This window comes from Actinomadura luteofluorescens, from assembly GCF_013409365.1.
In the GTDB taxonomy this organism is placed as follows: domain Bacteria; phylum Actinomycetota; class Actinomycetes; order Streptosporangiales; family Streptosporangiaceae; genus Spirillospora; species Spirillospora luteofluorescens.
Genome location: NZ_JACCBA010000001.1, coordinates 5,231,729 through 5,252,124 on the forward strand (window position 1 = coordinate 5,231,729; position 20,396 = coordinate 5,252,124).

19 protein-coding genes are annotated in these 20,396 nt (G+C 70.8%); 17 read left to right on the forward strand and 2 right to left on the reverse strand.

Annotated features, from left to right (window positions below):
• Positions 1 to 95: 95 nt before the first annotated feature.
• The 8 genes from hpt (at position 96) to BJY14_RS24335 (ending at position 6,639) form a co-directional block, all read left to right on the forward strand.
• On the forward strand, positions 96 to 659 hold the full coding sequence (gene hpt / locus BJY14_RS24300) for a hypoxanthine phosphoribosyltransferase (protein ID WP_179845740.1): 564 nt from the start codon (positions 96 to 98) through the stop codon (positions 657 to 659).
• Between the two features lie 380 nt (positions 660 to 1,039).
• Complete coding sequence (gene ftsH, locus BJY14_RS24305; RefSeq protein ID WP_179845741.1) at positions 1,040 to 3,043, forward strand: ATP-dependent zinc metalloprotease FtsH; 2,004 nt, start codon at positions 1,040 to 1,042, stop codon at positions 3,041 to 3,043.
• 32 nt (positions 3,044 to 3,075) lie between these two features.
• Entirely contained in the window at positions 3,076 to 3,681 is a 606-nt protein-coding gene (gene folE, locus BJY14_RS24310) for a GTP cyclohydrolase I FolE (protein WP_179849592.1), read from the forward strand.
• 157 nt (positions 3,682 to 3,838) lie between these two features.
• Positions 3,839 to 4,750 carry a dihydropteroate synthase gene (folP, locus tag BJY14_RS24315; protein ID WP_246396070.1) on the forward strand — a complete coding sequence of 304 codons (912 nt, stop codon included), beginning with the start codon at positions 3,839 to 3,841 and terminating at the stop codon, positions 4,748 to 4,750.
• Positions 4,747 to 5,184 (forward strand): nuclear transport factor 2 family protein, encoded by a 438-nt coding sequence (locus tag BJY14_RS24320; RefSeq protein WP_179845742.1) that lies wholly within the window; start codon positions 4,747 to 4,749, stop codon positions 5,182 to 5,184. The genes folP and BJY14_RS24320 overlap by 4 nt, the downstream gene beginning before the upstream one ends.
• The gene (gene folB / locus BJY14_RS24325) at positions 5,181 to 5,546 is read left to right on the forward strand and encodes a dihydroneopterin aldolase (protein WP_179845743.1); all 366 of its coding nucleotides are present in this window, start codon (positions 5,181 to 5,183) and stop codon (positions 5,544 to 5,546) included. The genes BJY14_RS24320 and folB overlap by 4 nt, the downstream gene beginning before the upstream one ends.
• The gene (folK, locus tag BJY14_RS24330) at positions 5,543 to 6,130 is read left to right on the forward strand and encodes a 2-amino-4-hydroxy-6-hydroxymethyldihydropteridine diphosphokinase (RefSeq protein WP_179845744.1); all 588 of its coding nucleotides are present in this window, start codon (positions 5,543 to 5,545) and stop codon (positions 6,128 to 6,130) included. Before folB ends, folK begins: the two co-directional genes overlap by 4 nt.
• Positions 6,127 to 6,639, forward strand: coding sequence for a DUF3180 domain-containing protein (locus BJY14_RS24335; protein WP_179845745.1), 513 nt, complete (start codon positions 6,127 to 6,129; stop codon positions 6,637 to 6,639). Before folK ends, BJY14_RS24335 begins: the two co-directional genes overlap by 4 nt.
• Before the next feature lie 48 nt (positions 6,640 to 6,687).
• Here BJY14_RS24335 and BJY14_RS24340 read toward each other — a convergent pair whose 3' ends face one another.
• A complete protein-coding gene (locus tag BJY14_RS24340; RefSeq protein ID WP_179845746.1) occupies positions 6,688 to 7,836 on the reverse strand; it encodes an NADH-quinone oxidoreductase subunit D in 1,149 nt (382 codons plus the stop codon).
• A gap of 358 nt (positions 7,837 to 8,194) precedes the next feature.
• Between BJY14_RS24340 and BJY14_RS45535 the strand changes: the two genes are divergently transcribed.
• The 3 genes from BJY14_RS45535 (at position 8,195) to BJY14_RS24355 (ending at position 11,610) form a co-directional block, all read left to right on the forward strand.
• The gene (locus BJY14_RS45535; RefSeq protein ID WP_312879382.1) at positions 8,195 to 8,575 is read left to right on the forward strand and encodes a PH domain-containing protein; all 381 of its coding nucleotides are present in this window, start codon (positions 8,195 to 8,197) and stop codon (positions 8,573 to 8,575) included.
• Positions 8,576 to 8,889: 314 nt separating this feature from the next.
• Positions 8,890 to 10,074, forward strand: a complete 1,185-nt coding sequence (locus BJY14_RS24350) for a PH domain-containing protein (protein WP_246396072.1) — start codon at positions 8,890 to 8,892, stop codon at positions 10,072 to 10,074.
• A 327-nt stretch (positions 10,075 to 10,401) separates the two neighbouring features.
• Positions 10,402 to 11,610 (forward strand): cytochrome P450, encoded by a 1,209-nt coding sequence (locus tag BJY14_RS24355; RefSeq protein ID WP_179845749.1) that lies wholly within the window; start codon positions 10,402 to 10,404, stop codon positions 11,608 to 11,610.
• A 520-nt stretch (positions 11,611 to 12,130) separates the two neighbouring features.
• Here the strand turns inward: BJY14_RS24355 and BJY14_RS24360 are convergent.
• The gene (locus BJY14_RS24360) at positions 12,131 to 13,147 is read right to left on the reverse strand and encodes an SAM-dependent methyltransferase (RefSeq protein ID WP_308206569.1); all 1,017 of its coding nucleotides are present in this window, start codon (positions 13,145 to 13,147) and stop codon (positions 12,131 to 12,133) included.
• 110 nt (positions 13,148 to 13,257) lie between these two features.
• Between BJY14_RS24360 and BJY14_RS24365 the strand changes: the two genes are divergently transcribed.
• From BJY14_RS24365 to BJY14_RS24390, 6 genes are all read left to right on the forward strand, one after another.
• Positions 13,258 to 14,427 carry a sensor histidine kinase gene (locus BJY14_RS24365; RefSeq protein ID WP_179845750.1) on the forward strand — a complete coding sequence of 390 codons (1,170 nt, stop codon included), beginning with the start codon at positions 13,258 to 13,260 and terminating at the stop codon, positions 14,425 to 14,427.
• A gap of 76 nt (positions 14,428 to 14,503) precedes the next feature.
• Positions 14,504 to 15,193: a response regulator gene (locus BJY14_RS24370; protein WP_179845751.1), complete on the forward strand. Its 690-nt coding sequence runs from the start codon at positions 14,504 to 14,506 to the stop codon at positions 15,191 to 15,193.
• A 161-nt stretch (positions 15,194 to 15,354) separates the two neighbouring features.
• Positions 15,355 to 15,690: a chaplin family protein gene (locus BJY14_RS46700; protein WP_179845752.1), complete on the forward strand. Its 336-nt coding sequence runs from the start codon at positions 15,355 to 15,357 to the stop codon at positions 15,688 to 15,690.
• A gap of 249 nt (positions 15,691 to 15,939) precedes the next feature.
• Positions 15,940 to 16,713, forward strand: a complete 774-nt coding sequence (locus BJY14_RS24380; RefSeq protein ID WP_179845753.1) for an ABC transporter ATP-binding protein — start codon at positions 15,940 to 15,942, stop codon at positions 16,711 to 16,713.
• Positions 16,713 to 19,208, forward strand: a complete 2,496-nt coding sequence (locus BJY14_RS24385) for an ABC transporter permease (RefSeq protein WP_179845754.1) — start codon at positions 16,713 to 16,715, stop codon at positions 19,206 to 19,208. Before BJY14_RS24380 ends, BJY14_RS24385 begins: the two co-directional genes overlap by 1 nt.
• A gap of 106 nt (positions 19,209 to 19,314) precedes the next feature.
• Complete coding sequence (locus BJY14_RS24390; protein WP_179845755.1) at positions 19,315 to 20,292, forward strand: Rossmann-like and DUF2520 domain-containing protein; 978 nt, start codon at positions 19,315 to 19,317, stop codon at positions 20,290 to 20,292.
• Positions 20,293 to 20,396: the final 104 nt, after the last annotated feature.

Consider the following 20,396-nt stretch of genomic DNA (forward strand, 5'->3'; position numbering starts at 1 on the left):
TCGCGTCCGCCGCGCACTGCCCGAACGGCGCGCGGCGGTGTCCGTCCGACGTCCGTCCCACCGGACGGGCGAGGTCTGAGCTATGAGGTGGGGTTGTGGACGAGAAGGACCTGGGCAACGACCTGGCGAAGGTGCTGATCCCCGAGGACGACCTGCAGGCCAAGGTGCGCGGGCTCGCCGCGCAGATCGACGCCGACTACGCGGGCAGGGACCTGCTGCTCGTCGGGGTCCTCAAGGGCGCCGTCATGATCATGGCCGACCTGGCGCGGTCGCTGCACTCGCCCGCCTCCATGGACTGGATGGCCGTGTCGTCCTACGGTTCGGGCACCAAGTCGTCCGGCGTCGTCCGCATCCTCAAGGACCTCGACACCGACATCCTCGACCGGCACGTCCTGATCGTGGAGGACATCGTCGACTCGGGCCTGACGCTGTCGTGGCTGGTGAGCAACCTGCTCTCCCGCAACCCGGCCTCGCTGGAGATCTGCGCGCTGCTCCGCAAGCCGGAGGCCGTCAAGACCGAGATCGACGTGAAGTACATCGGCTTCGACATCCCCAACGAGTTCGTCATCGGGTACGGGCTCGACTACGCGGAGCGGTACCGGAACCTGCCGTTCGTCGGGACTCTGGCCCCGCACGTGTACGGCGGAGGCGGGGCCTGAGCCGCCCTGGAGGGGCCGGAGGGCCGCGGGGAGGGCCTGATCGCCCCGGACGTGCTCACACTGGTCGGAGGCGCACCAACGCCCCCCAGGGAACAAGGGACCGTGACGAATCGTTGCAAAGGTCGTTGACGGGTATAGGCAAGGGATGCGGGAGAACAGCGTCGGCTGCGGCTCCTGCGCCTGCGGTGTACCGTCGGTGTCCCGGACCTCGGGTTCGGGACGCGATATGAGGGAAGCCGCCACGGTGGGACCGGAGCCCCGGGCGACGGGCCTACCCGTTGGTCGCATTGTTGGTCGCAGTGGCGTCCGTCCCTCGGGACGGGCGAGGATCGCACACAGACTGGTCAGGAGGGACGGGCCCCTACGGGGTAACCGGATAAATGGACGTGAAGCGCTATTTTCGCGGGCCGCTGCTGTGGATCCTGCTGTTCGGCCTCTTGGTCGCCCTCGTCATGTGGGGCGTCAACCCCGGCCGTTCGTTCGAGAAGGTTGACACCTCCAAGGTCGTCCAGGAGATCAACGCGGGCCAGGTGAAGTCCGCGAAGATCATTGACAAGGACCAGCGGATCGAGCTGACGCTCACCAACGGCAAGCAGCAGCAGGCCTCCTGGGTCGAGGGCCAGGGCCTGCAACTCCAGCAGCAACTGCAGAACCAGGCCAACGCCGGCAAGCTGTCCGGCGGCTACAACGTTGATGTCCCGAAGCAGAGCTTCTTCCTGAACCTGCTGTTCAGCCTGCTGCCCATCGTGGTCATCGTGCTGATCTTCCTGTTCATCATGAACCAGATGCAGGGCGGCGGCTCGCGGGTGATGAACTTCGGCAAGTCCAAGGCCAAGCTCATCACCAAGGACACCCCGAAGACCACCTTCGCCGACGTGGCCGGGGCCGACGAGGCCCTGGAGGAGCTCGAAGAGATCAAGGACTTCCTGCAGAACCCTGCGAAGTTCCAGTCCATCGGCGCCAAGATCCCCAAGGGCGTGCTGCTGTACGGCCCGCCCGGCACCGGCAAGACGCTGCTGGCGCGCGCCGTGGCCGGCGAGGCCGGCGTGCCGTTCTACTCGATCTCCGGCTCCGACTTCGTCGAGATGTTCGTCGGCGTGGGCGCGTCCCGGGTCCGCGACCTGTTCGAGCAGGCCAAGACCAACGCCCCCTCGATCATCTTCATCGACGAGATCGACGCCGTCGGCCGGCACCGCGGCGCGGGCCTCGGCGGAGGCCACGACGAGCGCGAGCAGACCCTCAACCAGCTGCTGGTCGAGATGGACGGCTTCGACGTCAAGGGCGGCGTGATCCTGATCGCCGCGACGAACCGTCCCGACATCCTCGACCCGGCGCTGCTGCGCCCCGGCCGCTTCGACCGCCAGGTCACCGTGGACCGCCCCGACCTGGAGGGCCGCAAGGGCATCCTGCGGGTGCACGGGCGCGGCAAGCCGTTCGCGCAGGACGTCGACCTCGACGTGATCGCGCGCCGGACCCCGGGCTTCACCGGCGCCGACCTGGCCAACGTGATCAACGAGGCGGCGCTGCTCACCGCGCGCTTCGACCGCAAGCTGATCGACATGGACACCCTGGAGGAGTCCATCGACCGCGTCATGGCCGGGCCGGAGCGCAAGACCCGGGTGATGTCGGAGAAGGAAAAGAAGATCATCGCCTACCACGAGGGCGGGCACGCTCTGGTGGCGCACGCGCTGCCGAACTCCGACCCGGTGCACAAGGTGACGATCCTTCCGCGCGGGCGGGCTCTGGGCTACACCATGACCCTCCCGATGGAGGACAAGTTCCTCACGACCCGGTCGGAGATGACCGACCAGCTCGCCATGCTGCTGGGCGGGCGCACCGCCGAGGAACTGGTCTTCCACGAGCCGACGACCGGCGCGGCCAACGACATCGAGAAGGCCAGCTCCATCGCCCGCAACATGGTGACCGAGTACGGCATGAGCGAGCGCCTCGGCGCCCGCAAGTTCGGCACCGGGCAGGGCGAGGTCTTCCTCGGCCGCGACATGGGCCATGAGCGCGACTACTCCGAGGACATCGCCTCGGCGATCGACGACGAGGTCCGGCGCTACATCGAGGGCGCGCACGACACCGCGTGGGAGATCCTCGTCGAGTACCGGGACGTCCTGGACGAGCTCGTCGTCAACCTGATGGAGAAGGAGACGCTCTCCAAGAACCAGGTGCTGGAGATCTTCGCGCCGATCCAGAAGCGGCCGCACCAGAACTCCTACACCGGCTACGGCAAGCGCCTCCCCTCCGACCGCCCGCCGGTGCTCACGCCGAAGGAACTGGCTCTGCTCGGCCCTCAGGACGTCACCGACCTGACCAAGAACAACGGCCAGAGCGGCGTCACCTCCGAGGCGGTCGACCCGTCCCCGGGCGAGAGCTGACGGCCTTGGCGATCCCGTACGACGAGGCGCCGATCGACAACGACCCGCCGGGCGAGACACTGCACGGCGGGCGTTTCGACCACGCGCGCATCGAGAAGGCCGTTCGCGAGATCCTGATCGGCATCGGGGAAGACCCTGACCGTGACGGGTTGCGCGACACCCCCGCCAGGGTGGCGCGCGCGTACGCCGAGCAGTTCGCGGGTCTGCGCCAGAAGCCCGAGGACGCGCTGACCACGGTGTTCGACGCCGACCATGAGGAAATGGTCCTGGTGAAGGACATCGAGGTGTACTCCGTCTGCGAGCACCACCTGGTGCCCTTCCACGGGGTCGCGCACGTGGGTTACACGCCCAACAAGAAGGGCCAGATCACCGGTCTGTCGAAGCTGGCCCGGCTCGTGGACGTGTACGCCCGCCGGCCGCAGGTGCAGGAGCGCCTCACGAGCCAGGTGGCCGACGCGATGATGACGGTGCTGGAGCCCCGCGGCGCCATCGTGGTCATCGAGGCGGAGCACCTGTGCATGACGATGCGCGGCGTGCGGAAGCCGGGCGCGAAGACGGTGACGTCGGCGGTGCGCGGCGACTTCCGTGATCATGCCGAGACGCGGTCCGAGGCGATGAGCCTGATTCTCGGCCGCTGACAGGCCGTCGGGTCCCCGGGGCCCGACCGAGCGTCTGAACGGGCCTCAGCGTCAAGCTGAGGCCCGTTCTGCTGTTCCCGGAGAGGGTATGCCGGACGGACGGGGCGGTTGGAGCTCCGCTCCGGCGGGTGGACTCCAAGGCATAGGGTTGGGTGACATGACCAGTGCCGCCGTTCCGGGGCTGCCCGAGCCAGGGCGGTGCCTCGTCATGGGCGTGGTCAACGTGACCCCCGATTCCTTCTCCGACGGTGGCGCCTGGTTCGACCCGGAGAAGGCGGTCCGCCACGGGCTCGATCTCATGGGCGAGGGCGCCGACATCGTGGATGTGGGCGGCGAGTCGACCCGCCCTGGCGCGCAGCGTGTGTCCCAGGAAGAGGAACTGCGCCGCGTGGTTCCCGTCATAGAGGCGCTCGTGGCCGAGAACGTTCCCGTGAGCGTCGACACCATGCGCGCCGAGGTAGCCGAGGCCGCGGTAGGCGCGGGCGCGCGGCTCGTGAACGATGTGAGCGGCGGTCTGGCCGACCCAGACATGCCGCGCGTGGTGGCTGCCGCGGGCGTGCCCTATGTGGTGATGCATTGGCGCGGCCACAGCCACGACATGTACAACCGCGCCGTCTACACGGACGTGGTGCGTGAGGTCCGTGACGAACTGCTGCGCCGAGTCGACGCCGTCCTGGGGGAGGGCGTCGACCCGTCGATGATCGTGCTCGACCCTGGGCTGGGCTTCGCCAAGAACCCGGAGACGGGGCACAACTGGTCGCTGCTCGCCCATCTGGACGCGTTCACAGGTCTCGGTTACCCCGTCCTGGTGGGGGCGTCCCGCAAAGGGTTTCTGACGAGGCTCCTCGCGGAACCGGACGGGACGCGGCGTCCGTTCGGCGAATGCGATGACGCGACCGTGGCCATCACGTCTCTCGTGGCGGCCGCCGGGGCATGGTGCGTAAGGGTGCACAGAGTCCGGCCCAACGCGGACGCGGTACGGGTGGCGGCCGCGATGCGCGCGGCCCGTCCGGTCGACCAGGACAGCGTTACCCAGGAAACCGACGACGACGGGAGTCTCCGCCTATGAGCCGTGCCGTGAACCGCGCCGACGTGGACGAGGTCCATGCCGAGTTCTATGCCGCGTTCGAGGCCGGTGACTTCGACCGCATGTCGGCGGTCTGGGCGGACGGCCCGTACGCCGAGGGCGTTTCCTGCGTCCATCCTGGCTGGACGATGCTGCGGGGACGTGAGGCCGTCCTGCGCTCGTGGGCGCTCATCATGGCCAACACGTCCTACATCCAGTTCGTGCTCACCGACGTGGAAACGGACGTGTACGGCGACCACGCTGTGGTGACGTGCAAGGAGAACATCCTGACCGCCGATGAGGACACCGAAGCAGGGTTCCTCGCCGGAGGAAGCATCGTGGCGACGAACGTGTTCGTACGGACCGGCGGGGAGTGGCGGCTTCTGCTCCACCACGGTTCTCCCGTCCTCAACGTCGTGGATGCAGAGGAAGAATGACTCTCGATCGCATCGAGTTGCGCGGGCTTCGGGCACGGGGACGCCACGGATGCCTGCCCGCCGAGCGTGACCTGGGCCAGGAGTTCGTCGTGGACGCCGTCCTCGGCCTCGACACGCGCCCCGCCGCGGAAGGCGATGACCTTTCGCGTACCGTCGACTACGGAACGCTCGCCGGCCGGCTGGTCGCCGCGGTGGAGGGGGAGCCCCTGAACCTCCTCGAAACGCTGGCCGACCGGTTGGCGAAGATATGTCTGGAAGATCGGACGGTCTCCGAGGTCGAGATCACCGTCCACAAGCCGAGCGCCCCGATCCCGCACCCTTTCGCGGACGTCGCCGTGAAAATCACGAGGAGTCGCCCATGACAGCGTCCGACCGCATGCCCGACCGCACCGCCACCGGGGGGCACATGCTGGTCCAGCACCGTGTCGTGTTCTCGATCGGCAGCAACCTCGGGGACCGCCTGGACAACATCCAGGAGGCGGTCGACGCCCTGTTCGACGCACCGGGGCTGAGCTTCGTGGCGTTCTCCCCCGTCTACGAGACCGCCCCCTTCGCGCCGCCCGGGGAGAGCATCCCCGAGCAAGGCGACTTCCTGAACATCGTGCTCATCGCCGACACGCGCCTGCCACCGGAGAACCTGCTGGAGCGGGTCCTGAACATCGAGACTTCGATGCGCCGCGAGCGCGTGGTCCGCTGGGGCCCCCGCACCCTCGACATCGACATCGTGACTTTCGGGGACATCACGTCCGACGACCCCGATCTGACGCTCCCGCACCCCCGCGCGCACGAGCGCGCGTTCGTCCTCGTCCCGTGGTCCGACATCGAGCCGGACGTCCTGCTGCCCGGGCACGGTCGTGTGGGAGACCTGGCCGAGGCAAGACAGGCGGAGGGCGGCGCGTCGGCCTGCCGCCGGCGTAACGACCTGGCTCTGCAGCAGCCTGCATGAAGCCGTCCCGCCCCCTGTTCCTCGTCGCCCTCGTGGTCGTCATAGGGGTGATCACCTGGGCGGTGCTGCGTTCTGCCTACCTGTCGCTGCCGCCGCTGCCGTGGACGGCGGTGCCGACGCTGCTGCTGCTCGCCCTCGGTGAGGCGTTCACCGGGCTGAACGTGCTGCGCCGCATCCGCCGCAAGCCCTCCAAGGGACGCGCGCCGGACGCCTCCCGCAAGCCGGGGCAGAAACCGCTGGATCCCTTGGCGGTGGCGCGCCTGGCGGCTCTGGGGAAGGCCAGCGCGCATTCCGCGGCGGTCATCGCGGGCGTCTTCGGCGGGTTCGCCGTCAGCCTCGCCCCCTCGCTCGAGAAGTCGACCCCCCGGCACGACTTCTTCGTGAGCGGCGGCACGTTCCTCGCTGCCGTCGTGCTGGTGGCGGCGGCGTTCTTCCTGGAGTACGCGTGCCGGGTGCCCAAGGGACCGGACGACGAGCACCGCGACCACCCTGGCGCGTCCAGAGCCTGAGGGCCCGCCCCGGCCGGGGGCCGATGTCGGGCGACGTGCGGTGCCGGGCTACTTGTCGATGTCGCCGACGACGAAGAACATCGAGCCGAGAATGGCGATCATGTCGGCGACCAGGTTGCCGGGCAGCAGCTCCGCGAGCACCTGGACGTTGTTGTACGACGCGGACCGCAGCTTCATCCGCCATGGGGTCTTCTCGCCGCGCGACACCAGGTAGTAGCCGTTGAGGCCCAGCGGGTTCTCCGTCCAGGCGTAGGTGTGCCCCTCGGGGACCTTCAGGACCTTCGGCAGCCGCTGGTTGATGGGGCCTGGCGGAAGGTCGGCAAGGTGGTCGAGGCAGGCGTCCGCCAGGTCGAGGGACGCGTGCACCTGGTCGAGCAGGCACTCGAACCGGGCCAGGCAGTCGCCCTCAGAACGAGTGACGACGCGCACGTCCAGCTCGCCGTAGGCCAGGTAGGGCTCGTCCCTGCGCAGGTCGAAATCCAAACCCGATGCGCGCGCGATGGGACCGGACACCCCGTACTGCTGGATCTGCTCCTGCGTGAGGACACCGACCCCCCTGGTACGGGCGCGGAAGATTTCGTTGCCCATGATGAGGTCGTCGATGTCGCTCATGCGGGCACGGACCTCGGAGACCGCCGCCCGCGCGCGCGCCGTCCAACCGGCGGGGAGCTCCTCTTTCAGCCCGCCGACACGGTTGAACATGTAGTGCATGCGTCCACCGGAGATCTCCTCCATGACCCGCTGCAGGACCTCGCGCTCTCGGAACGCGTAGAAGATGGGGGTGATGGCACCCACTTCCAGCGGGTAGGAGCCAAGGAACATCAGGTGGTTGAGAACTCGGTTCAGCTCTGCCAGAAGCGTCCTCGCCCACACAGCGCGGACGGGGACCTCCATGCCGAGCATGCGTTCGACAGCGAGGACGACGCCGAGTTCGCTGGAGAACGCCGACAGCCAGTCGTGCCGGTTCGCCAGGACGATGATCTGCCGGAAGTCGCGGACCTCGAACAGCTTCTCCGCTCCCCGGTGCATGTAGCCGACGATGGGCTCGGCCGCCGAGATGCGTTCGCCGTCCAAGGTGAGCTTCAGCCGGAGCACACCGTGCGTGGAGGGGTGCTGGGGGCCGATGTTCAGGGTCATGTCCTCGGTGGCGAGCTCCTTGGCGCCCGCACCGATCCCGACGATCCGTTCGGTGGTCATGGTCGCGCCTCCGCCACTCCGATCACTGCTTCATGGTCCCATGGCGAGCGGTAGTCGTTATCCGATTGACTAGGGGGCAATGAACGCGAGCCACGGCGAACCGCCGTTCGATCCCGCCGCGCATCCTGGACCGCAGGGCGCGGCGCGTCCGCCCGCGCCGTCCGGACCGGGCCACGGCGGTCAGCACCCTGGTCAAGGACAGGTAGGGGCACCCTACCCGCCGCGGCAGGGGCCGCCCGTCTACCAGGCGGATCAGGCCTTCGCGCCTGGGGCCGGCCTTCGCTGGTCGCCCATTTCCAAGCGCCATGCCCTGCACAGGCTTCTCACCGCTGTCCTGTGGGCGATTCCCGTGGGTGGAGTGGGCGCTTTCATCGTCTGGAGGAACGGCACCGTGGTCGCGGCCTCCATGTGGGTCGCCGCTGTTGTGCTCGGGGTCATCCTCACCTGGGTGGTCGCGGAACTGGACCGCAGAGCCTACGGCTATGTCGAGCGTGGCGACGACCTCATCGTGACCCATGGCGTCCTCGTCCGGCGGCTCATCGTGGTTCCGTACGGGCGGATGCAGTTCGTGGACGTCACTGCGGGGCTCCTTGAGCGATGGATGGGTGTCGCCACCGTCCGGATGCACACCGCCGCGGCGGCGACGGACGCGACGATTCCGGGACTGCCCACTGCGGAGGCCGCGCTCCTGCGTGACCGTCTCGCGCAGAAGGGCGAGGAACGGAGCATGGGCCTATGAGCGGTCCCTACGGCCCGTATGGCCCACAGGGACGACCCGGACCGCCCGGGCCGCCAGGTCCGCCCGGACAGCCGGGCCCTTACGGTCGCCCCGCAGGGCCGCCCTACCCGCCGTCGCATCCTGGGTACGGCCCGCCTCGGCCGCCGTATGCGTATGGGCCACCGCAGCCGCAACGTCCGCCCGTCCGGTTTTCCGAGGGCACGCACAGGCTCCACTGGGCGACGGCTCCGCTCCGCGCGTTCGTCTTCCTCATCATCTACTTCGTCCTACTCGGCTTCCCCCTGCTCCTGACGCAGACGGACAGCGGCATCACCTTGGCGCTCACGCCGGAGGTGATCCTGCGGTTCATCCTCGTGACCATCCCCATGGGGCTGGTCGCGGTAGGAACGGGCCTGTGGACTTGGCTCGCAGTGCGTTTCCGAGTCGACAACGACGATCTCGTCGTCGAAACCGGCATCCTGCGTAAGAACGCGCGCCGCATCCCGCTCTCGCGAATCCAGGCGATCGACGTCGTGCGTCCGCTGGTGACGCGGGTGTTCGCGCTTTCCGAAGTTCGCGTGGAACTGGCGGGGGGCGAGCAGAGCGAGATCTCCCTCCGTTACCTGGGACGGCAGTCGGCGCAACAGTTGCGCGCTGAACTCCTCGCCCGCGCTGCCGGGCTCCCGGGCCAGACCCCGGAAGCTCCCGAACGGCACCTGTGGCGCGTCCCGTTCGGCTCTCTGCTCGGGTCGCTCGTCGTGCGGCTCCCCGTCCTGGGGACAGCGCTGCTCTTCCTCGCGTCCCTCATCTTCCTCGTGATGTACGCGGAAGGCGGCATCCTGGCCGTCACCATCCCGGTCCTTCTGGGCCTCATCCGGGCCGTGATCGCGCCGCTGGTCATGTACGCCAACTTCACGGTCGCGATGTCACCGGACGGGATCCGCCTGCGCTACGGCCTCCTGGAGACCCGGATGCAGACGCTGCCGCCGGGCCGCGTCCAGGCCGTCAGCATCGTCGAACCGGTGATCTGGCGCAGCCTGGGCTGGGCCCGCGTCGACGTCACCGTCGCCGGATACGCGGGCGAGCGCCAGGCGCTCTCGTCGACCCTGCTCCCCGTCGCGCCCCGCCACGTCGCCATGCACCTCGTCTCGCAGGTCTTCCCGGGGACGCAGGTGGACGCCGTCACTCTCGTCCCGGCGTCCTCCAAGACCGTGTCGATCGAGCACGCGGAGGGCGCCGGCACCGACGACGTGGTCTTCGTGACCCGGCACGGATGGCCCTGCCGCCGCACGGATGTCATCGCCCACGCGCGCGCGCAGAGCGTCAGGCTGACCGCGAACCCCTTCCAGCGGTTGCTGGGCCTGGCCACCGTCCACGTGGACGCGCCTCCGGGGCCGGTGCAGGTGGCCGCGGCGGATCGCGAACTGGGGGAGGCCCGCGCGATCGTCGAGTCCACCGCCCGCCGAGCCCTCGCCGCCCGCCGCGCGGGCGGCGGCGACCCCACCCACTGGGCCCGCTGACGACTTATCCACAGGTTCGCGTTCTCCTTCCGCGCCCCTCGGCGTCCCTCGACGATGGAACACGTCGGCCCGCCCGAGGGGGGAGGGCGGGCCGACCCCGCCAGGGGACGAACGCGATCAGGTGGAAGGAGGCATCGCCGATGGGGATGTCATGTGGGGCGAGACGATCCTGCCGGGCCAGGGCCCGCGTCACCGCGCAGGTTAGCCGGAGATCTGCGAGCACCTGTGAGGGGTTGAGCCCAGACGCGCGCCGTGGAGGTCCGCCGGCCGGGTTCGACGGCTCGGCTCCGCTCCCGGCCTGCTGCGAGGGGCGCATATCGTCGGGGCATGAGCGACCTGGCCTACGACCCCTGGTCCACCGCGTTCGTGGCGGACCCGTATCCCGTGTTCGAGCGGCTCCGCGCCGAGCGTCCGGTGTTCTTCCACGAGCCCACCGGCCAGTGGGTGATCAGCCGCTACGAGGACGTCGACGCGCTGCTGCGCGACCGGCGCCTCGGGCGGTCCTACCTCCACCTCGCGAGCCACGAGGAATTCGGGCAGGAACCGGAGCCCGACTTCCTCAGACCGTTCTGGGACCTGATCCGTGCCGGGATGCTCGACGTGGAACCGCCCACCCACACGCGGCTGCGACGTCTGGTGTCCAAGGCGTTCACGGCGCGCATGGTGGAGGGCCTGCGCCCGACGATCCGGCGCCTCGCCGAGGAGCTCGCGTCGGGGCTCGCCGACAGGGGCGGCGGCGACCTGCTCGCCGAGATCGCCGAGCCGCTTCCGGTGAACGTGATCGCCGAGATGCTGGGCGTCCCCGTCGAGGACCGGCACCTGCTGCGCCCCTGGTCGGCCGATATCTGCGGCATGTACGAGCTGAACCCGCCCGAGGAGATCCAGCGGGCCGCCGTCCGGGCGGCCGTGGAGTTCTCCGACTACCTGCGGGATCTGGCCCGCGCCCGGCGAGCCGAGCCGGGTGACGACCTCATCACCGCCCTGGCCCATGTCGTGGACGAGGGCGACCGGCTCACCGAGGACGAGCTGATCGGCACCTGCGTCCTGCTCCTCAACGCGGGCCACGAGGCCACGGTGAACGCGACGGGCAACGGCTGGTGGACGCTGTTCCGCCACCCCGGCCAGCTGGAGCGGCTCCGCTCCGACCCGTCGCTCGTCCCCACCGCCGTCGAGGAACTGCTGCGCTACGACACTCCGGCGCCCATGTTCGAACGCTGGGTGCTGGAGGACATCAGGGTCGCCGGCGTCGACATCCCCCGCGGCGCCGAGGTGGCGCTCCAGTTCGCGTCCGCCAACCGCGACCCGGAGGTGTTCGCCGACCCGAACCGGCTCGACCTGTCCCGCGACCCGAACCCCCACATCACCTTCGGTCTCGGCATCCACTACTGCCTGGGCGCGCCCCTGGCCCGCATCGAACTCACCGAGTCGTTCGGCGCACTCCTGCGCGCGGCCCCCGCCCTGCGCCTCACCACCGAACCAGAATGGAAGCCCGGCTACGTCCTACGCGGCCTAACCGCCCTCCAAGTAGAACGCTGACCAACCACTCACCCCGAGGCGTTGATCCGCGTCTTGAAGCGATCCCTCCCCTGCAGGCCCGCCGCAAGCGACCGGGCGGGCATAGAGCCCTGTTCGACCAGTAGTCCCGATTACGGCGTTGATCCGCGCCGTCTTGTGATCTCCGCGCTGCGGGTTGGTCGCGGGCGACCGGGCGGGCAGAGAGCGCTGGGCGGCGTGGTCGTGGGTTGATCGACGCTTTTGGGTGGTCTGGCCGTACTGGCTCTGCGACGAGCGATTAGGACCGTCTGGTGCTTGGTTGGTTGGTCGAACTGCTTGTGGGTTGCTCGTCGTGTTCAGGTGGTGCGTCGTTGCGGGGGTCGCGGTGGCTGGGGGCGGCGTTGTCGTTGGTTGGTTGTCGTGGGGTGGGTTGGCTTTGGGGGTGCGCTTTTTATGGGGGTGCCGTTCAGGCCCGGGGGCTGATGCAGTGGCGGTGGTCGGCTGTGTCGGATGCGCTGGTGCGATCCGTGCAGGCGAGGCCGCTCGGGGGGTTGTTGGGGCTTTAGTTCGTTTGGGTTAGGCAGGTGGGGAGGGGGAGGGCGACGGTTTGGGTCAGCCAGCCGAAGCCGCCCAGGCCTGTGGGGTCGGTCAGTTCGGCGTCCTCGCCCGCGTGGCACAGGGCGGCAACGTAGGCGCGGGGGTCTTGGTGGGCCAGGTCGAGGGGCGGGCGGGTGCCCGAGAGGCCCAGGGCGCGCAGGGCGTCGCGCTGGGTCGTCAGGAGGCTGGACGTCGCACCGGCGCGGCGCCCGGCGACGAGGCAGGCGTCGAGCGCTACGTGGGCGGTGACGTCGCACGACCCGTCCGGGACGGCGGGGACGGTCGCGCCGTCGCGGTAGCCGGTCAGCGTCCCGTACACGGGGCGGGACTCGCGGGAGTGCGAGTAGTCGACGGCGAGCGCGAGGCCGGCGGACAGGCGGCCGATCACGGCGGCCCAGGCGGCGCAGCGTGGATGCCCGATCTCGGCGCGGTCGCCCGGTTCGGACAGCGGCCACCACTGCTCCAGCCAGCCGTGGTCCTCGTCGGACGGCGGCGGCCCCGGCCGCTCGGTGCCGCTGACCGGGTCGACCAGCACGGTCCGGATGCCCTCGGGAGTGCGTTCCACCACGTCCAGCGGCACGTTGTCGAGCCACTCGTTCGCGACGGCGAGGCCGGTGATGGTGGCGGGCAGGTCGGGGCGCCAGGTGATCCGGGACGGGACGTCGGCGGGGCGCGGCGCGAGCTCGACCGCCGTCGGGACGAGCCGGGCGTCCAGGTCGGGCGGCACGCGGGCCAGGATGTTGGCCAGCAGGCGGCCGGACCCGGCGCCGATGTCGACCACGTCCAGCCGGTCGGGGTGGCCGAGCAGGGCGTCGACCTCGACCAGCAGGCGGGCGATGGCGGCGGCGAACCGCGGGGAGGCGTGCACCGAGGTGCGGAAGTGCTCGGCGGGGCGCTCACGCCGGTAGAAACCGTCCTCCCCGTAGAGGGCCCGCTCCATCGCGGTGCGCCACGTCAGCCATCCGGAAACCAGCGACTCCACGACTGCGACGTTACCGTGGGTGGCGGGCCTGGACGGGCCATCCCTGCGGCGGACACGGGTCCGACCTGCGGCTGATCCCGGAGTGACCAGCGGCTACGTACGCTGTCGGCATGGTGGCGAGCGCTTGGGAGTGGCTGCGGGGCAAGAAGCCCCTCGTCGACGCCTTCTTCGCGCTGCCGGTCCTGTTCTTCTCGGTGCCGTCGCTGCTGGCGGGGCCGAGCGGGATCGGTCCGGGGCCCTACGTGCTGCTGACCGTCGCGCTGACCGGGCCGCTGGTGCTGCGCCGGACGTTCCCCCGGACGGTCTTCGCCTTCGTCGCGCTGGTCTCCTGCGTCCAGTGCGTGCTGGGGGAGATCCCGGTCCCGGCGAACGTGGCGGTCCTGATGGGGCTCTACACGGTCGCGGCCGGGTGCACGTTCCGCTGGGGGCTCGCGGCGGTGCTGGTCGGCGAGGTGGGCTCGGTCATGGTGACCTACCGCTACCCGTCCGGGGCCAACGACCGGAAGTTCACGTTCGTCATGATGACGGTGCTGGTGGCGGGTGTGTACGTGCTCGGCCTGCACATGCGCACGCGCCGGGCGTACCTGCGTTCGGTGGAGGAGCGGGCCGAGCGGCTGGAGCGCGAGCGCGACAACGAGGTGAAGGTGGCGATGGCGGCCGAGCGGGCCCGCATCGCCCGCGAGCTGCACGACGTGGTGGCCCACAACGTCAGCGTGATCGTGGTGCAGGCGGACGGCGCGTCCTACGCCATCGACACCGACGTGGGGCGGGCCCGGCAGGCGCTCGACACGATCGCTTCGACGGGGAGGCTGGCGCTGGCGGAGATGCGGCGTCTCCTCGGCGTGCTGCGCGAGAGCGACGACGCCGGGGTGTACGCGCCGCAGCCGGGGGTGGCGCAGCTGGACGAGCTGGTCGAACAGGTCCGCGCGGCCGGGTTGGCGGTGGAGTTCGAGGTGGACGGGACCGCCGCGGCCATGTCGGAGGGACGCCAGCTCACGGTTTACCGGATCGTCCAGGAGGCGCTGACCAACACGCTCAAGCATGGTGGCCCGCGGGTGAGCGTGTCGGTGCGGCTGTGCTATTCGGGCGACGCGCTGGAGATCCGGGTGGTCGACGATGGTCGAGGTGCGGCGGCCCCCGACGACGGCCGCGGCCACGGGCTGGCGGGGATGCGCGAACGCGTCGCCGTCTACGGCGGGACGGTCGTCTCCGGCCCGCGTCCCGGCGGCGGGTTCGAAGTGGCCGCGAGCCTGCCGGTTCGCGAGGAGGTCGCGGCGTGACCGGCCGCGGCGAGCGGGATCAGAACGTGCGGCACCCCTCGCCGGGCGCGTGGGGGCTCGCGGACAGGGAGGTGGCATGACGGACGTGGAGGCGCCCATCCGGGTGGTGCTCGTGGACGATCAGGAGCTGGTGCGGGCCGGGTTCAGGATGGTGCTGGACGCGCAGCCCGACATCGAGGTCGCCGGAGAGGCCGGGGACGGGATCCAGGCGCTGGAGCTCCTGCGGGGCACGCGGGCGGACGTGGTGCTGATGGACGTCCGGATGCCGCGGATGGACGGGATCGAGGCGACGCGGCAGGTGGTGGCGAGGTCCGGGCCGAAGGTCGTCATCCTGACCACGTTCGACCTGGACGAGTACGCGTTCGCCGCGATCAAGGCGGGCGCGGGCGGGTTCCTGCTGAAGGACGCGGGCCCGGCGCAGCTCATCGAGGCGATCAAGGCGGTGCACTCGGGGGACGCGGTGGTGGCGCCGAGCACGACCAAGCGGCTGCTGGACCGGTTCGCGGTGCACCTGCCGGACGCCGAGCAGAAGGCGGTCGGGGCGCTGGAGAGCCTGACCGACCGGGAGAACGAGGTGCTGCGGCTCGTCGCGCGCGGGATGTCGAACGCGGAGATCGCCGGGCGGCTCTACGTCTCGGAGGCCACGGTGAAGACCCATATGGGGCGGATCCTGATGAAGCTCGGGCTGCGCGACCGGGTGCAGGCGGTCGTGTTCGCTTACGAGACGGGTCTGGTGAAAAGCGGTCAAACCGGCTCATCCGCGTAATGCCTTGATCACTCCATGATCGTCATTTGGCGCCATCCTGGGGCGCGCATTCGATCTTCCTTAACGTAGCCGGGTAACTACCGTACGCGACGCCGTCTTAGCGGGCGACGTCGGCACTGTCATCTTCGGGCACTGCTAAGCCCACGTACGGGAGGACTCTCGTGTTCAAGAAGCTTGCCGCCACCGGCATCCTCGGCTTCGCCGTCGCCGGCTCCGCTCTCGCCGCGACGCCCGCGTACGCCGCCGCCCTCGGTGGCGGATGGGACGACCACGGCCACCATGGCAAGGGTCACCATGACAAGGGCCACCACGGCAAGGGTCATGACGAGGACTGGTTCAGCCACAACAGCACCAGCGGGAACTTCGGGATCCTGAACGGGACCCAGGTGATCGCTCCGATCTCGGTGCCGGTGGACGTCTGCGGCAACGCCGTCGCCGTCCTCGGCGGCGCGAGCGCCCACTGCAAGGGCGGCGCGTCCGTCAACTACGGGCACTGACACCGGCACGCGACGGGCCTGCCGCCCGTCGTCGAGGCGCCGGAGACCGCCGATGTCTCCGGCGCCTTCGCATGCCCGGCGCCGGACGGGGGTCGGCGAGCGGGGGGACGGATGCGTACGACTCAGGTCGGACGCGGGCGGGCCGGATAGCCGCGAGAGTGACGCGGAGCGTGGCCGCCGGGTCGATGGCAGGGACGGCGCGGATTCCTAGCGTGGAGCACGTCCATCCACGACCCCCAAGGAGTCACCGTGACCAGCACGTTCGCCGAACCGCCCGGGGGATCCCCCGCCGCCGCGGCACCGCCGGCCGTCCTCGCCGAGGGCGTGTCCAAGGTGTACGGGTCCGGTGACGCGGCCGTCCACGCGCTCCGCGGGGTCGGTGTCGGGTTCGCCCGGGGCGCGTTCACCGCGATCATGGGACCGTCCGGGTCGGGGAAGTCGACGCTGATGCACTGCCTGGCCGGGCTCGACACGGTCACCGGCGGACGGATCGTCCTCGGCGACGCCGAGATCACCGGGATGGGCGACCGGCAGCTGACGATGCTGCGCCGCGACCGCGTCGGGTTCGTGTTCCAGGCGTTCAACCTGCTGCCGACGCTCACCGCCGAGCAGAACATCCTGCTGCCCATGGAACTGGCCGGCCGCCGGCCCGACCGGGGGTGGTTCGAGCGGGTCGTCGACATCCTGGGCCTGCGGGACCGGCTCGGGCACCGGCCGAGCGAGCTGTCGGGCGGTCAGCAGCAGCGGGTGGCGTGCGCCCGCGCGATCGTCGCCCGGCCCGAGGTGATCTTCGCGGACGAGCCGACCGGCAACCTCGACTCCCGTGCGGGCGCCGAGGTCCTGGGGTTCCTGCGCTCCTCGGTCCGCGAGATGGGGCAGACGATCGTGATGGTCACCCACGACCCGGTGGCCGCCTCCTACGCCGACCGGGTGGTCTTCCTGCGGGACGGGGAGATCGTCTCGGAGATCTTCCAGCCGACCCCGGACGCCGTCCTGGACCGGTTGAAGGGCCTGGGGGCGTGATGCTGCGGACGACTCTGGCGGGCCTGCGCGCCCACAAGCTGCGGCTGCTGCTCACGGCGGTGGCCATCACCCTAGGCGTCGGCTTCATCTCGGGGACGTTCGTCCTGACGGACACGCTGGACAAGGGCGTCTCCAAGACGTTCGCCAAGTCCGCCGACAAGGTCGACTACGCGGTGCTGCCCAAGAGCGACGACTCCGACAAGGGCGTCTCGCCGGAACTGCTGGGCAAGGTCAAGGCGCTTCCCGGCGTCTCGGACGTCCAGGGCGTCGTGAAGGGCGACGCCGCTCTCGTGGGCAAGGACGGCAAGGCGGTCGGCGACTTTTCGACGGTCGGGATGTCCGTGCCGTCCGGGCGGCTACTGCGCTACGACGTCGACAAGGGGCGTCCCCCGTCCGGTGGGGGCGAGACCGTCCTCGACACCCAGCTCGCCAAGCGGGAGGGCTACTCCGTCGGAAACACGGTGACGGTCCTGGACCACGGGAACCGGCCGCACCGGTTCAGGGTCGTCGGGCTGGTCGACTTCGGCATCGACCAGGAGGCGAGCTTCCGGGGCGCCGTGGGCTTCGACGCGGCGACCGCGATACGGATGACCGGAGAGAAGACCTACCGCGAGCTCGACATCGCGGGCGGGTCCGGGGACGCCGTCAAGGCCGCCGCCGGCGGCGCCTACCGCGTTTACACGGGCGAGGAGCTCGGCGCGCGGCTGGCCAGGGCGGCGGGCGCCGACACCAAGATCATCAGAACCGGTCTGCTGATCTTCGGGCTGGTCGCGATGCTGGTGTCCGCCCTGGTCATCTACAACACGTTCTCGATCCTGATCGCTCAGCGGATGCGGGAGATGGCGCTGCTGCGCTGCGTCGGCGCGACCCGCCGCCAGGTGTTCGCGAGCGTGGTGGCGGAGTCCGCCGTCGTGGGCCTGGTCGGATCCCTGCTCGGCCTCCTCGCCGGGGTCGGCCTCGGCGAGGGGGCGCTGGTCGTGGTGAACAGGCTGAACGAGCGGGTGGCCGTCGCGGCGCCGTCCCTGGCGGTGCGGACGATCGTGATCGGCCTGATGGTCGGGGTCGTGGTGACGGTCCTGTCCGCGCTGCTGCCCGCCCGCGCCGCCACCCGGGTCGCGCCGGTCGCCGCGCTGCGCGCCGACCTGGAGCCGGGTGCCGGACGGTTCAGGCTCGGCCCGGTGCGCACCGTCCTCGCCGTCCTGCTGGGCGCGGCGGGCCTGGCCATCGGCGGTCTGGGCTCGCTCGGCATGGAGAAGGGCGAGACCGCGATGTACGCGGTCGCGTTCGCCGGCGGCGTGTTCTTCCTCGGCGTGATCGCGGCGATGCCGGCGCTCGTCCGTCCGCTCGGACGCGTCGCGGGCGCGGTCCCGGCGCGGCTCGGCGGCGTCCCGGGGCGGCTCGCCGTGGCGAACGCGCAGCGGGCGCCCCGCCGCACCGCGACCACGACGATCGCGCTGACCGTCGGCGTCGGGCTGATGAGCCTGTTCGCCGTGGTCGCGGCGAGCGGCAAGGCGACCGCGGCGCACAAGCTGGAGGAGCAGTTCCCCGTCCAGTTCCAGATCCGGCCGCAGAGCTTCGACGGAACCCTGCCGCACGCGCTCGCCGAGACGCTGCGGACCCGGCCCGAGGTCACCGGCGTGGTCGAGACCCGCCGCAAGGAGACCCGCGTCGGCGGTGACGACGGCGACATCTCGACGGTCACCCCCTCGGCGCTCGGGAAGATCCTCAAACCGGAGGTCCGGCGGGGATCGCTCGCCGCCGCCCAGAAGCCCGGCACGGCGATGGTGGACGAGGAGACGGCCAAGACGTCCGGCCGGGGCCTGGGGGAGACGTTGCGGGTCCGGACGGCGAACGGCACCGTCCCCGTGAAGATCGCCGCCGTCTACGCGGTGGGCGCGGGCCTCGACGGGATCATCGTCCCGGAGCCGGACTTCACCCGGTACTTCGGCGCCGTGGACCCGGAGGGGATCTATGTCAAGACCCGCGACGACGTGCCCGCCTCCCAGGCGCGCCGGGCCGTGGACGACGCCGCGCGCCCCTACCCGGCCGCGAAGGTCGCCTCGTCCGCCGAGTTCGAGGAGACGCTGACCAAGGCCATCGACATGGTTCTGATGATCTTCGGTGGGCTGCTCGGGCTGGCGATCGTCATCGCGCTGTTCGGCATCGCCAACACGCTGACGCTGTCGGTCGTGGAGCGCGCCCGCGAGTCGGCGCTGCTGCGCGCCCTCGGCCTCACCAAGCGCCAGCTGCGCCGGATGCTCTCGGTGGAGGCGCTGGTCATGGCCGTCATCGGCGCGGCCACCGGGGTCGTGCTCGGGGTGGGCTTCGGCTGGGCCGCGACGAACGCGATGGCGAGCGACTCGATCTTCTCGCTGCCCTACCTGCAGGTCGCCGGGTTCGTGGTCCTCGCGGGCGCGGCGGGGATGGCCGCGGCCGTGCTGCCCGCGCGGCGCGCCGCGAAGACGTCCATCGTGGAGTCCCTCGCGCATGACTGAATGGGGGCGGGGTGACGATCGTCACCCACCGGACCGCGCGGACGGGTCCCGCGGGTAGCCTGGTGCGCGCACGTCCGGTACCTACCTGAGGACTGGAACGAAACCGATGGACCCACAGGTCACCCCTCCTTCCGGCACGCCCGGAAACGGGCCGGTCCCCGATGCGGGGGCGACCCCCCGCGCCTCCAGGAAAAGCGAGTCGGAGGCCCCGGAGGACCGCCCGGCGCGGCTCGCCGTCGGCGTCGTCGGCGCCGGCCGCGTCGGCACGGCGCTCGGCGCCGCGCTGTCGCGCGCAGGGCACCGCGTCGTCGCCGCCACCGCCGTGTCGGAGCGGTCGCGGGCCCGCGTCGAGGAGCGCCTCCCCGGGGCCCTCGTCGCCGACCCGCAGGACGTGGTCGCCGCCGCCGACCTGGTGCTGCTGACCGTCCCGGACGACGAACTGCCCGAACTCGCGGCCGGGCTCGTCTCCGCGGGCGTCCCGGTCACCGGCAAGCTCGTCCTGCACACCAGCGGCCGCTACGGCACCGCCGTCCTGGACCCGCTCACCCGCGCGGGCGCGCTGCCGCTGGCCCTGCACCCCGTGATGACCTTCACCGGACGCCCGGACGACGTGAACCGGCTCACCGGCATCTCCTTCGGCGTCACCTCGCCCGAGCCGCTGCGCCCCGTCGCCGAGGCCCTCGTCCTGGAGATGGGCGGCGAACCCGTCTGGATCACCGAGGGGACGCGACCGCTCTACCACGCGGCGCTCGCCGGAGGCGCGAACCACCTGGTCACCCTGGTCGTGGAGGCCATGGACCTGCTGAGTGCCGCGGGCGTCGCCGAACCCGGCCGGATGCTCGGCCCGCTCCTCGGCGCCGCCCTCGACAACGGGCTGCGGCTCGGCATCGACGGGCTCACCGGCCCCGTCGCGCGCGGGGACGCCGGAACGGTGGCGGGCCACGTCGCGGAGCTGGGCAAGGTCTCGGCGGAGAGCCGCCGCGCCTACATCGCGCTGGCCAGGCTCACCGCCGACCGCGCGCTCGGCGCCGGACTCCTCAAACCTGAGGACGCCGAACGACTCCTCGAAGCACTGGCCGACTGAAAGCACCAGCTGGCAGAACCGACCGGCGGCGCCGGGCGGGCGAACAGGGAGGGAACGGCATTGGTTTCTGGCGTTTCCGGCGAGCGCGGCCGCGGCCGGCGCCC

Coding starts and splice junctions, on each gene's coding strand:
- ftsH (WP_179845741.1), top strand. CDS start 1,040: ATGGACGTGAAGCGCTATTTTCGCGGGCCGCTGCTGTGGATCCTGCTG.
- folP (WP_246396070.1), top strand. CDS start 3,839: ATGACCAGTGCCGCCGTTCCGGGGCTGCCCGAGCCAGGGCGGTGCCTC.
- BJY14_RS24320 (WP_179845742.1), top strand. CDS start 4,747: ATGAGCCGTGCCGTGAACCGCGCCGACGTGGACGAGGTCCATGCCGAG.
- folB (WP_179845743.1), top strand. CDS start 5,181: ATGACTCTCGATCGCATCGAGTTGCGCGGGCTTCGGGCACGGGGACGC.
- folK (WP_179845744.1), top strand. CDS start 5,543: ATGACAGCGTCCGACCGCATGCCCGACCGCACCGCCACCGGGGGGCAC.
- BJY14_RS24335 (WP_179845745.1), top strand. CDS start 6,127: ATGAAGCCGTCCCGCCCCCTGTTCCTCGTCGCCCTCGTGGTCGTCATA.
- BJY14_RS24340 (WP_179845746.1), bottom strand. CDS start 7,836: ATGACCACCGAACGGATCGTCGGGATCGGTGCGGGCGCCAAGGAGCTC.
- BJY14_RS24355 (WP_179845749.1), top strand. CDS start 10,402: ATGAGCGACCTGGCCTACGACCCCTGGTCCACCGCGTTCGTGGCGGAC.
- BJY14_RS24365 (WP_179845750.1), top strand. CDS start 13,258: ATGGTGGCGAGCGCTTGGGAGTGGCTGCGGGGCAAGAAGCCCCTCGTC.
- BJY14_RS24370 (WP_179845751.1), top strand. CDS start 14,504: ATGACGGACGTGGAGGCGCCCATCCGGGTGGTGCTCGTGGACGATCAG.
- BJY14_RS24385 (WP_179845754.1), top strand. CDS start 16,713: ATGCTGCGGACGACTCTGGCGGGCCTGCGCGCCCACAAGCTGCGGCTG.
- BJY14_RS24390 (WP_179845755.1), top strand. CDS start 19,315: ATGGACCCACAGGTCACCCCTCCTTCCGGCACGCCCGGAAACGGGCCG.